Source organism: Calidithermus terrae (assembly GCF_003574345.1).
Classification (GTDB): Bacteria; Deinococcota; Deinococci; order Deinococcales; family Thermaceae; genus Calidithermus; species Calidithermus chliarophilus.
Window position 1 is genome coordinate 1 of the sequence record NZ_QXDL01000155.1, and the last position, 10,035, is coordinate 10,035.

General features: G+C 68.0%; 13 protein-coding genes and 1 rRNA gene. 5 read left to right on the forward strand and 9 right to left on the reverse strand.

The genetic code is table 11. The features are described 5' to 3' along the window. Nucleotides 1-118: ribosomal RNA gene (locus Mterra_RS15365) — 16S ribosomal RNA — on the forward strand; the annotation flags it as partial. Between the two features lie 205 nt (nucleotides 119-323). Then, nucleotides 324-839 carry an NUDIX hydrolase gene (locus Mterra_RS15370; RefSeq protein ID WP_119315975.1) on the forward strand — a complete coding sequence of 172 codons (516 nt, stop codon included), beginning with the start codon at nucleotides 324-326 and terminating at the stop codon, nucleotides 837-839. 131 nt (nucleotides 840-970) lie between these two features. On the opposite strand, the gene Mterra_RS15375 is transcribed toward Mterra_RS15370, so the two are convergent. Continuing rightward, complete coding sequence (locus Mterra_RS15375) at nucleotides 971-2,188, reverse strand: GAF domain-containing protein (protein ID WP_119315976.1); 1,218 nt, start codon at nucleotides 2,186-2,188, stop codon at nucleotides 971-973. 89 nt (nucleotides 2,189-2,277) lie between these two features. Here Mterra_RS15375 and Mterra_RS15380 point away from each other — a divergent pair, with 89 nt between their 5' ends. Continuing rightward, nucleotides 2,278-2,511, forward strand: coding sequence for a galactosyldiacylglycerol synthase (locus Mterra_RS15380; RefSeq protein WP_119315977.1), 234 nt, complete (start codon nucleotides 2,278-2,280; stop codon nucleotides 2,509-2,511). A gap of 5 nt (nucleotides 2,512-2,516) precedes the next feature. Here Mterra_RS15380 and Mterra_RS15385 read toward each other — a convergent pair whose 3' ends face one another. The 8 genes from Mterra_RS15385 to pta all read right to left on the reverse strand — a co-directional run bounded on the left by Mterra_RS15385 (nucleotide 2,517) and on the right by pta (nucleotide 8,672). Continuing rightward, entirely contained in the window at nucleotides 2,517-2,954 is a 438-nt protein-coding gene (locus Mterra_RS15385; RefSeq protein ID WP_119315978.1) for a hypothetical protein, read from the reverse strand. Nucleotides 2,955-3,007: 53 nt separating this feature from the next. After that, nucleotides 3,008-3,310 (reverse strand): P-II family nitrogen regulator, encoded by a 303-nt coding sequence (locus tag Mterra_RS15390; protein ID WP_027893841.1) that lies wholly within the window; start codon nucleotides 3,308-3,310, stop codon nucleotides 3,008-3,010. A 2-nt stretch (nucleotides 3,311-3,312) separates the two neighbouring features. Then, nucleotides 3,313-4,281 (reverse strand): sodium-dependent bicarbonate transport family permease, encoded by a 969-nt coding sequence (locus tag Mterra_RS15395; RefSeq protein ID WP_119315979.1) that lies wholly within the window; start codon nucleotides 4,279-4,281, stop codon nucleotides 3,313-3,315. Nucleotides 4,282-4,287: 6 nt separating this feature from the next. Then, the gene (locus Mterra_RS15400; protein ID WP_119315980.1) at nucleotides 4,288-4,701 is read right to left on the reverse strand and encodes an acyl-CoA thioesterase; all 414 of its coding nucleotides are present in this window, start codon (nucleotides 4,699-4,701) and stop codon (nucleotides 4,288-4,290) included. A 338-nt stretch (nucleotides 4,702-5,039) separates the two neighbouring features. Further along, nucleotides 5,040-5,387, reverse strand: a complete 348-nt coding sequence (rplT, locus tag Mterra_RS15405; RefSeq protein WP_018465508.1) for a 50S ribosomal protein L20 — start codon at nucleotides 5,385-5,387, stop codon at nucleotides 5,040-5,042. Then, nucleotides 5,387-5,587: a 50S ribosomal protein L35 gene (gene rpmI, locus Mterra_RS15410; protein WP_119315981.1), complete on the reverse strand. Its 201-nt coding sequence runs from the start codon at nucleotides 5,585-5,587 to the stop codon at nucleotides 5,387-5,389. The genes rplT and rpmI overlap by 1 nt, the downstream gene beginning before the upstream one ends. Nucleotides 5,588-5,786: 199 nt before the next feature. Continuing rightward, nucleotides 5,787-6,341, reverse strand: a complete 555-nt coding sequence (gene infC / locus Mterra_RS15415) for a translation initiation factor IF-3 (RefSeq protein ID WP_084542423.1) — start codon at nucleotides 6,339-6,341, stop codon at nucleotides 5,787-5,789. Nucleotides 6,342-6,590: 249 nt separating this feature from the next. Next, entirely contained in the window at nucleotides 6,591-8,672 is a 2,082-nt protein-coding gene (pta, locus tag Mterra_RS15420; RefSeq protein WP_119315982.1) for a phosphate acetyltransferase, read from the reverse strand. Nucleotides 8,673-9,013: 341 nt separating this feature from the next. Here pta and tnpA point away from each other — a divergent pair, with 341 nt between their 5' ends. Together tnpA and Mterra_RS15430 are read left to right on the forward strand one after the other, a co-directional pair. After that, nucleotides 9,014-9,430, forward strand: a complete 417-nt coding sequence (tnpA, locus tag Mterra_RS15425) for an IS200/IS605 family transposase (protein ID WP_119315983.1) — start codon at nucleotides 9,014-9,016, stop codon at nucleotides 9,428-9,430. After that, nucleotides 9,423-10,035, forward strand: a 613-nt coding sequence (locus Mterra_RS15430; protein WP_147372831.1) for an RNA-guided endonuclease InsQ/TnpB family protein, incomplete at its 3' end; no start/stop codon positions are given. The genes tnpA and Mterra_RS15430, both read left to right, overlap by 8 nt.

The following is a 10,035-nucleotide window of genomic DNA, read 5'->3' on the forward strand; positions in this document are numbered from 1 at the left end:
GTGGGTTCTGCCTGAAGTCGCCGGTAGCCCTAGGCAGGCGCCGAGGGCCGGGCTCATGACTGGGGCTAAGTCGTAACAAGGTAGCTGTACCGGAAGGTGCGGCTGGATCACCTCCTTTCTAAGGAGTTTCTCGCCCTCGAAAGAGGGCCATCTCGAAACTCAAACCCCTGGCTGCTGACTCTCTCTTCTCAAAGTCTCGACAAAGAAAGGACGCCTGACGGCGTCCTTTTTTTACTGCCTCACTCCGTAAGCCTTAGTATGTGGGGATATACACCCCGAGAACACCCTGCGGGGCTTACACTGGAGGGAAGAAGGTTTTGCCCATGCATTTCACCACTTCCTCGAGACGTCGCCGCAAAACCAAAAAGCCTTCCGCCCACCCGACCACGAAACGGCGGGTGGTGTCGGCGGGGGGCGTGGTGCTGCGCTCCAACGAGGGCGCCCTCGAGGCCTTGCTGATCGCCATCAAGGAAGGGCGCATGTGGAGCCTGCCCAAGGGGCAGGTCGAGCAGGGCGAACGTTACCCCCAGACGGCGGTGCGCGAGGTGCGCGAGGAGACCGGCATCGAGGCACGGGTCCTGGCTCCCCTGGGGAGCATTCGCTACCACTTCACCGTCAAGGACGACGCCACCCCGGTCACGGTGACCAAGGAGGTCCATCACTTCTTGATGAAGTACGTGTCCGGCCAACCCCGGCCGCAGAAAGAAGAGGTGGACGACGCGGCCTGGTTCCCGGTGTCCGAAGCCCTCACCCGCTTGTCCCACCAGAACGAGCGGGACGTTCTGCTCAAGGCTTTGGCCCGCTGGGAGATCGGGGCCAAGGTCTCCCCTGCTTCCTGAACTCTAGTCCGCCGAGCCCCGCCCGTTCCAGGCGGGGCTCGGCTTTAAGCGCGGTGGCTCCGGTGCTGCCGGCCTTGAATGTTCCGGGGAAGCCCTCGAGGACCGCTGCCGCCTCGAGCCCAGCCGCCCGCCTACTCGACGCGGGCCAGGTCGCCCTGACCGCTCCGGAGCGCCTTCACGGCGGCCTGCTCGGCCTGCTGCCAGAGCTCCTCGGCGGTGCTCGCCTGCTCAGGCAGGACCGCGACCCCCAGCGCCGGGAGCCTGCCCATGACGATCTGCAACCGCGCCACGATCCGCTCGGCGGCGCGGGCCGCCCCGCTCGGGGCGCGCAGGGTTGACAGGAGCAGCAGGAAGTCCTCGGGGCTGGCCTCGATGGCGGCGTCGGAGTAGCGCAGCGAGCGCTGCAGCACCTCGAGCACGCGGGCCCGCTGCACCTCGCTGAGGCCCGGGCTCTTGAACCAGACCAGCCCGACCCAGTGACCCTGCCGGCGGGCCCGGGCAACGGCCTGCTCGAGGTAGCGCCGGAAGGCCTCCGGCGAGTTGGGCTGGTAACCCTGGGTCAGGGCCGCCGCCACGTGGGGCCGCAGGGCCTCGGCGAGCTGGAGGGCGACGAACTGGTCGAGCTCGCTCCAGGGCTGGCTCTCGCGCCGCTCGAGCCAGAGCACGGCGCTCACCTCGCGCTCGAGCCGGATGGGCACCTGCAGCAACGCACCGAAGCACCAGGCCTCGCCGACGGCGCGCAACTCGGCCGCGCGGCCGTCGGCCTGGAGGTTGTGCAGCGGGAGCAGCAAGGACTGCTCGAGGAGTTCGGGGTAGCCGCGCGGGCTCAGCACGCGGGGCTCGAGCAGCTTGGGCACCCGCGCCGCCAGGGTGTAGCTGCCGGCCGCCGGGTCGTGCACCCACAGGCTCAGGCCCTGCAGCTCGAGCCGCTCGAAAGCCAGGGCCGCGAGCCGGTCCAGCGCGGACGGGAGGCCCTCGAGCGGGCTGTGCAGCAGTTCGACGAGCCGTTGCTGCCAGGGGTTGGCCTCCGGCCGCGGGGCTGGGTGCGCGCTCAGGCCGGGGACGCGGGCCAGCGTCTCCGCCAGAGCCCGCCTGCCGGCGTCCTTGAGGGTGAAGGTGCGCGAGCCCACCTTCAGGAAAGGCGGCGACCAGTGCACGCCGTTGCCGCCCCAGCCGCGCCCGCTGGTGAGGTGCTGGATCAGCAGTTCGAACTCCGACAGCGGCAACACCACCCCGGCGAAGCCCCCCAGCCGGATGGCGATACGGCCCTCGTGCTCGCAGTACTCCACGATCAGGTTGCTGCCCTCGATGGAGATCGGGGCCAGGAGCTGCCAGTCCATCTCGTGCATCGGCTCTCATTGTGACCGAGGGCGCCGGGAAACCGAGCGGAATATGCACTTTATTTCAGAAAAGCGCCCCGGCTGGCTATACTCGAGCCATGGTACAACTGTTCGACGCCGCCAGCGGGGCCAGCCTGGGGAGCATCAGCGAGGAGCAGCTTCGGTTCATGCTCGATCAGCTCGAGGAAGAAGCCGCCGACGACCAGGACTACTACATCAACCGCGCCACCCTCGACTACTTCGCCGAGCAGGGCGCCGACCCCGCGCTGCTCGAGCTACTGCGCAGCGCGCTGGGCGAGCGCGAGGAGATGGACCTGCGCTGGTCGCGCTAGCGCCCTCAGGTCTCGAAGGGGTCCTTGGCGCTGGCCTTCTCCTCGGGGATGAAGCCGCCGAAGGCGTAGACCTCCTCCCCGCCGTCGGTGAGGTGCAGCTCGGCCAGGCCCTGGCGCACCAGGGTTTTCATGACCTCTTTGGCCTGGGGGACGGGCATTTTGCAGTGCAGCACCACCTCGGCCAGGGTCAGCCGGCCCTGCATGCGCTGCGCGAGCTCGAGCACCCGCTGCTCCGGCGAAAGGGCCGCGGCCCCCACGGGCCTGCTCACCGCGAGCCGGTAGCCCAGGTAGCCCACGACGGCGAAGAACACCGCCAGCCCGGCGACGACCCCCGGCTCCGCGTCCTCAGCGGCGGAGCCGCCGAGCAGGTCGCCGATGGCCGCCAGCACGAAGAAGCCGCTGAACGCGACCACGAACCAGCCGACAAAAGCGAGGGGGCGCATCCTCAGGATTATAGTGCGCCCGGGCCGGGCGGGAGGCTCAGACGCCCGCCGCTTCAGGCGTACTTCTCGCCCCGCACCACCTCGACGGTCTGGGTGAAGGCGATCACCGCGTAGCTGGGGAAGTAGACCTCGGCCAGGCGCTCGAGGATGCGCTCGGCCACCTGCGGGCTCGCCACCACCTCCAGCCGCACGTTGCCCCCCTCCCACTCGCTCGCCCGCACCCCCCGGCTGCCCTCGCCCCGGGCCGGGCTCAGGGTGTAGCCGCTGGCGCCCAGCTTCTTGACCTCGCGGACGAGCTTCTCCTCGAGAAAGGCCTCGGCGATGATGGTGACGAGCTTGAGCGGCACGGTCTGCATGGCTAGCCTCCGTGGAACAGGCGCGAGAGCGCGAAGTAGAGCGGGATGCCGAGGGTGAGGTTGAAGGGGAAGGTGATGCCCAGCGCGGCGGTGAGGTAATAGCTGGGGTTGGCCTGCGGCAAGGCGATGCGCACCGCCGCCGGGGCGGCGATGTAGGAGGCGCTGGCCGCCATGGTGCCCAGCACCGTGGCCCCGCCCAGCGACAGCCCGGCCCACGTCCCCAGGCCCACGCCCAAGGCCCCTTGCAGCACCGGCATCAGCAAGCCGAAGGCCACCAGGAAGCCCCCCGCCTTGCGCAGGTCGCGCAGCCGCTTGGCCGCCACCATGCCCATCTCGAGCAGGAACAGCACCAGCGCCCCCTTGAAGGGCTCGACGAACAGCGGGGCCACCTGCTCGAGCCCCGGCTTACCGGAGAAGAAGCCGATCGCCAGTCCCCCCACCAGCAGCAGGATGCTCTTGCCCGAGAAGACCTCGCGGATGGCCTCGCCCAGGGTCTCCGCCCCGCCCAGACGCTGCCGGGCGATGAGCAAGGCGATGACGATGGCGGGGACCTCGAGGATCGCCACCAGCGTGGGCATGAAGCCCTCGTAGGGGATTCCCGCGGTCTGGAGGAAGGTGAGGGCGGCGATGAAGGTCACGGCGGAGACCGAGCCGTAGTGCGCGGCGATGGCGGCAGCGTCGGCCACGTCGAAGCGCCCCAGCCGCCGCAGGACGGCGTAGGCCAGAAGCGGGGTCACGACGCCCAGCCCCAGCGTCACCAGCGCCGGCCTCCAGAAGGCCGCCAGCGGGGTGATGGAGAGCTCGGCCCCGCCCTTGAGCCCGATCGCCAGCAGCAGGTAGATGGAGAGGGCGGTGTAAAGGGCCTCGGGGATCTTGAGGTCGCTGCGCGACAGCGTAGCCACGATGCCCAGCGCGAAGGCCAGCACCATCGGCGAGAGCAGGTTAAGGCGTACGAGCTCGAGGGTATCCATGGGCGTTCAGAGCAGGCCGAAGGCCTCGAGCACCGCCTGCGGCACGTTCTTCGGCCGGCCACGTTCCGCGTCCAGCCAAACCCAGTCGGTCTCGACCTCCGCCAGCAAGGCCCGGTCGCCCGCCCGGCGCACCTCGTTGTGGCGGGCGGCGCGGAAGCCGCTGAAGGCGGTGATGCGGGTGAAGACCTCGAGCTCCTCCCCCAGCAAGGCCGAGCGGCGGTAGGTGATGACGTGGCGGCGCACCACCGGGATCACCCCCAACCCCTTGAGCGCCGCGAAGCCCATCCCCACCCGCTCGGCGTGGGCCTTGACCGCCCGTTCGATGTAGCGCAGGTACACGGCGTTGTTGACGTGCTCGAGCTCGTCAATGTCCTCGGGAACGACCCGGACGCGCAGGGTGTGACGGTCGCGGAAGTCCATGCCTGAGTTTATGGCCCCGGGCCTCTCCGATAGAGCGCCCCTCACCGGGCTCGAGCCGGGCAGGGACGCCCGGAACGGCGCCAAAGCCGCAACGGTGGAGCCCGAGGCGGGGCAGAGGGGCCCGAGCGGCGCCCGAGCCCGGGCCGTAGAAATCGGGAAGGTCTCCTTCATCCGGAGCAGGCTAGGCGAAAGCCGGCGGCGGTAGGGTAGCTTGCGTTGCGGTCCCTTCCGGCTATACTGCCCTAGAATCCGGGGCGCATCAGCTCGAGCAAGCGGCAACGCCGGAAAAAAGGATCAGGGGCGCAGCGTGCTGCGCCCCTGCGGTTTTCGGCCGGCGGTCAGGCTTTGGCCTTCTCGACGAGCGCGGCGAAGGCCTCGGGGTTGCGCACGGCGAGGTCGGCGAGGATCTTGCGGTCGAGCTCGATGCCGGCCTTCTTGAGGCCGCCCATGAACACCGAGTAGCTCAGGCCGTGCTGGCGGGCGGCGGCGTTGATGCGAACGATCCACAAGCGGCGCATGTCGCCCTTGCGCTCGCGGCGGTCGTTGAACGAGCGCATGGCGCCGCTGAAGAGGGTCTCGCGGGCCTTGCGGACGCTCTTGGAGCGCAGGCCCCAGAAGCCCTTGGCGAGCTTGAGGATCTTCTTGTGCTTGCGGCGGCGTACGACACCGGTCTTGGCGCGCGGCATTAACCCTCACCCCTCAGCAGTTCGATCATGCGGCGGGCGTCCCCCTCGGCCAGGGTGAAGCTGCGGCCCTTGGTGCGGATGGAGGAACCGGACTTGTGGTAGTTGAGGTGACGCTTGCCGGGCTTCTTGGCGATCACCTTGCCACCGGCCGTGACCTTGACACGGCCCTTGGCGCCCTTGTGGGTCTTCATCTTCGGCATCGTGCTTCTCCTTGTCTTCCGGCGGAGTTCGCCGGGCCGCGACGGCGGCTTTAGCGGCTGCCTCGAGCGCCCGCGGGGGGTCTTGACGGCTCGGCAGCCTTGCGAGTATAGCACCGAGGGGGGGCCTCAGCCAAGCCCTCGAGGCTTCGCGGCAGGACGAAACAGGCTGGGCGTCGGCCCAGCCTGGAGTTGCACGCGGTTAGTTGGACTGTGGGGCAGAGGCTTGCGCCTGGGGCTGCGCCGAGGGCTTGGAGCCCGGGGCCATGACCATGTTCATGTCGCGGCCCAGCATCTCCGGGCGCATCTCCACGAAGCCCAGACCCTCCATGTCCTTGGCGACGCGCTCGAGGAGCTTGTAGCCCAGTTCGGGGTGGGCCATCTCGCGGCCGCGGAACATGATGGTGATCTTGACCTTGTGGCCTTCCTCGAGGAAGCGCCGCACATGCCCGACCTTCACGTTGTAATCGTGGGTGTCAATCTTGGGGCGCAGCTTGATGCTCTTGACCTCGGTGCGCTTGGCCTTCTTGCGGGCCTCCTTCTCGGCCTGCTGCTGCTCGTAGCGCCACTTGCCGTAGTCCAGGAGCCGGGCCACCGGCGGCACCGCCGTGGGCGAAACCAGCACCAGGTCGTACTCGCGCTCCTTAGCCATCTGCAAGGCCTCGCGGGTATCCACGATGCCCACCTGCGTACCGTTCTCGTCGATGAGGCGAACCTGCCGCACCCGAATCCGCTCGTTGATTGGAACGTCCCTTATACGTCACCTCCGGGCATACACCTATGCTGCAGACTTGTACGCCCTGTCCTCGAGTCTACCACGCTCGGCAAGGGGGAGCGGGGGCGGGAGGCGCAACGCCTATGGCCGATAGCCGGACGCCGGGCGCGGGTCGTACGTCCAACGCCGAACGCTAAACGCGTGTCCTACGTCCTACGTCTTGCGTCGTACGCCCTCGACCTTGACCCTCGACAGACCACGGACTGCACGCCACGATCCACGGGCCTTTGTTTATAGCTTGCCACTCCCCGCCGCCCCGCGGTCGGCCTGGATGGCGGTGAGGGCGATGGTGTAGACGATGTCATCGACGAGGGCGCCCCTCGAGAGGTCGTTGACGGGCTTGCGCAGGCCCTGGAGCATGGGGCCTACGCTGACCACGCCGGCGCTGCGCTGGACGGCCTTGTAGGTGGTGTTGCCGGTGTTGAGGTCGGGGAAGATGAACACGGTGGCCCGCCCGGCCACGGGGGAGCCGGGGGCTTTCTGCCGGCCCACGCTCTCCACGCTGGCGGCGTCGTACTGCATGGGGCCGTCGATGACGAGGTCGGGGCGGCGGGCCCTGGCGATCGCGGTGGCCCGCGCGACCTTCTCCACGTCCTCGCCCGCGCCGGAGGTGCCGGTGGAGTAGGAGATCATCGCCACGCGCGGGGTGATGCCGAAGGCGGCGGCGGAGTCGGCCGACTGGATGGCGATGTCGGCGAGCTCCTCGGCGTCGGGGTCGGGGTTGATGGCACAGTCGCCGTAGACGAGCACCTGCTCGGGCATGAGCATGAAGAACACGCTGCTGACGAGCTTGACCCCCGGCGCGGTCTTGATGAGCTGGAGCGCGGGGCGCACGGTGTTGGCGGTGGTGTGGACCGCGCCCGAGACCAGGCCGTCCACCTCGTCCAGGGCCAGCATCATGGTGCCGAGCACCACGGTGTCCTCGAGCTGCTGCAAGGCCTGCGGCTCGGTGAGGCCCTTGTGCTTGCGCAGCTCGACCATGGGCCCCACGTAGCGCTCGCGCACCTCGTCGGGGTCAATGATCTGGAGGCTGCTGGGCAGGGTGACGCCCTGAGCCTCGGCCACGGCGTGCACCGAGTCGGGTTTGGCGAGCAGCACGCAGCGGGCAATGCCCTTCTCGTGGCAGATCACGGCGGCCTTCACGGTGCGCGGCTCATCGCCCTCGGGCAGCACGATGCGCTTGCGGGCGGCGCTGGCCCGCTTGATGAGCTCGTAGCGGAAGGCGGGCGGGGTCATGCGGCGCTCCTCGGGGGTCTGGAGGCGCGCCTTGAGGGGGGCGGTGTCGAGCTTGTCGGCCACGTAGTCGAGGACCCGCTCCACGCGCCCCAGGTCGTCGAGGGGGATCTGACGGTCCATCTGGGCCAGCCGGGTGGCGGTGGTGTAGGTGTCGCTCTCCACCATCAGCACCGGCAGCTCGGAGGTGAGCGCGCTGCGGCACAGGCGCTGGATGGGCTCCTCGGGCAGGTAGTTCCAGGTGAGCACCAGCCCCGCCAGCGGCACCCCGCTGAGGTGGGCCAGCGACACCGCCATCACCACGTCGTCGCGGTCGCCGGAGGTGATGACCAGCGCCCCCGGGGTGAAGAGGCTGACGATCTGGGGCACGCTGCGCGCAGCCACGAAGGTCTTGCTGACGCGCCGGGTGGCCATCTCGCCCGCGTTGACCACGGTCGCGCCCAGGTGGGCGGCCACGTCGGAGACCCGGGGGGCGGTGAGGTCGGGGTTGAGGGGGATCACCCCGAGCTGGGCCAGCTTGGCGTCGGCGAGGATCTTCTTGCGGGTGCGCAGCTTGGAGGTGTAGGTCTCCTCGGCGGGCGGGGCGTAGTTAAGGATGTAGCCCACCACCCGCTCGCCGAAGCTGGGCAGCATCAGCTCCATCTGGTCGGCGACCTCCTTGGGCGTGGAGCCCTGGAGGGTGGTGACGAGCACGGTGAGGGCCTCGAGGTTGCGCGCCATCTCCGCGTTGAGCCGCGCGGCGTAGGCGTTGGCGGCCCCCAGGGCCAGCCCCTCCACCACCACCACGTCGGCGCCCTCGGCGGCGAGCTGGTACACCCGCATCACCTCCTCCATCAGGTCGTCCTCCTGGCCCTCGCTCAGCAGGTTCTCCGCACGCCCCAGGGGGATGGGGTCGGGCACCGCGATGCGCCCCACCTCGCGGGCGAAGTGCACGCTGCGGTCGGTGGCCGAGTAGTCCTGCGCCACCGGCTTGCAGAAGCCGACCCTGAGCCCCGAGCGCTCGAGCGCCCGCACGATGCCGAGCGCGGTGCTGGTGAGGCCCACGTTGGGGCGGGTGGGTGCGACGAAGATGGCTTTCACAGACCCATGCTAACGCCTGGGCTTGGTATATAAACGCAGGACACCCTCACAAGTCAGTCATTTGAGTAAAAGCCGAAGTAGATTTCGGTTGGTTTCTCGTCCGTGTAAACGATGAAGTAGACGCCGTATCCACGCTCGAGGTCTTCCCAAAAGTCCACCTCCCGGTAAGCTTCGACGACATCACGTGTGGGCTTTGTGGTTCCATAGTAGCGGATTAGAAAAAAGAGGGGGCGTGGGGGAGCTATAATCCCCCGGTTTTTAAACCGGGGATACATGGACTCCCCCACGCGCTCCGAAGGAGCACATAGCATAGTGGGCGGCGGATGTGCTATCATATGCACGTGCCTGAAGAACGCACCACGCGCCATTCGCATTACAATCTGAACTACCATCTGGTGTTCACCCCCAAGTACCGCAGGCACGTTTTTGTGGGCGAGGTGCGCGAAAGGCTGATGCAGGTATTCCGGGAGGCCTGCTCGATGAGGGACTGGATAGTTTTGGGCATGGAGGTCATGCCCGACCACGCCCACCTGTTTGTGTCTGTGCCGCCGAAGTGGTCGCCCTCGGACGTGGCCAAGATACTCAAAGGCGTTTCGGCTCGGCGCATCCTGCAAGAGTTTCCGAAGCTACGGCGGGGCAAGGGCGGCGGTCATTTGTGGACGCCCTCCTTCTACGTGGGGAGTGCTGGGAACATCTCAGCCCAGACCATCCAGCGCTACATCGAGTCCCAGCGCAAGCATCAGGTGGACGATGACTAGGAAGGCGTTCAAGTACCGCTTGTACCCCACCCAGCCCCAGCACAAAGACCTGGAGCGCACCCTTGCGCTGTGCCGCCAGTTGTACAACGCGGCCTTGCAGGAGCGGCGGGAGGCCTACCAGAAAGCGGGCAAAACGGTGGGCTTCTACGAGCAAAAACGGTGGTTGCCCGAGATACGCACCGAGCTGCCGGAGTACAAGGGCGTCCACTCCCAGGTCTTGCAGAACGTCATCGAGCGGGTGGACAAAGCCTTCCAGGGCTTCTTCCGCAGGGTCAAGGCGGGAGCGGGACAGAAAGCGGGCTACCCCCGCTTCAAGGGACGGGAGCGCTACGACTCGTTCACCTTCCCCCAGGCGGGCCAAACCGGGGTCAAGGTGCAGGGAGGCGGGAAGCGGGTCTTCCTCTACGGCATCGGCTCGGTCAAGTGCAAGTTCCACCGCCCGCTCGAAGGGGAGGTCAAGACCGCGACGGTGAAGCGAGAGGGAGAGCATTGGTATGTGGTGTTCAGTTGCGAGGTCGAGGCTGTACCCCTGCCTCAGACCCAAGAGGCTATTGGGATTGACTTGGGGACGAACCCCCACTTCCTGGTCACCTCGGAGGGGGAGA

Coding starts and splice junctions, on each gene's coding strand:
- Mterra_RS15370 (WP_119315975.1), top strand. CDS start 324: ATGCATTTCACCACTTCCTCGAGACGTCGCCGCAAAACCAAAAAGCCT.
- Mterra_RS15375 (WP_119315976.1), bottom strand. CDS start 2,188: ATGCACGAGATGGACTGGCAGCTCCTGGCCCCGATCTCCATCGAGGGC.
- Mterra_RS15380 (WP_119315977.1), top strand. CDS start 2,278: ATGGTACAACTGTTCGACGCCGCCAGCGGGGCCAGCCTGGGGAGCATC.
- Mterra_RS15385 (WP_119315978.1), bottom strand. CDS start 2,954: ATGCGCCCCCTCGCTTTTGTCGGCTGGTTCGTGGTCGCGTTCAGCGGC.
- Mterra_RS15390 (WP_027893841.1), bottom strand. CDS start 3,310: ATGCAGACCGTGCCGCTCAAGCTCGTCACCATCATCGCCGAGGCCTTT.
- Mterra_RS15395 (WP_119315979.1), bottom strand. CDS start 4,281: ATGGATACCCTCGAGCTCGTACGCCTTAACCTGCTCTCGCCGATGGTG.
- Mterra_RS15400 (WP_119315980.1), bottom strand. CDS start 4,701: ATGGACTTCCGCGACCGTCACACCCTGCGCGTCCGGGTCGTTCCCGAG.
- rplT (WP_018465508.1), bottom strand. CDS start 5,387: ATGCCGCGCGCCAAGACCGGTGTCGTACGCCGCCGCAAGCACAAGAAG.
- rpmI (WP_119315981.1), bottom strand. CDS start 5,587: ATGCCGAAGATGAAGACCCACAAGGGCGCCAAGGGCCGTGTCAAGGTC.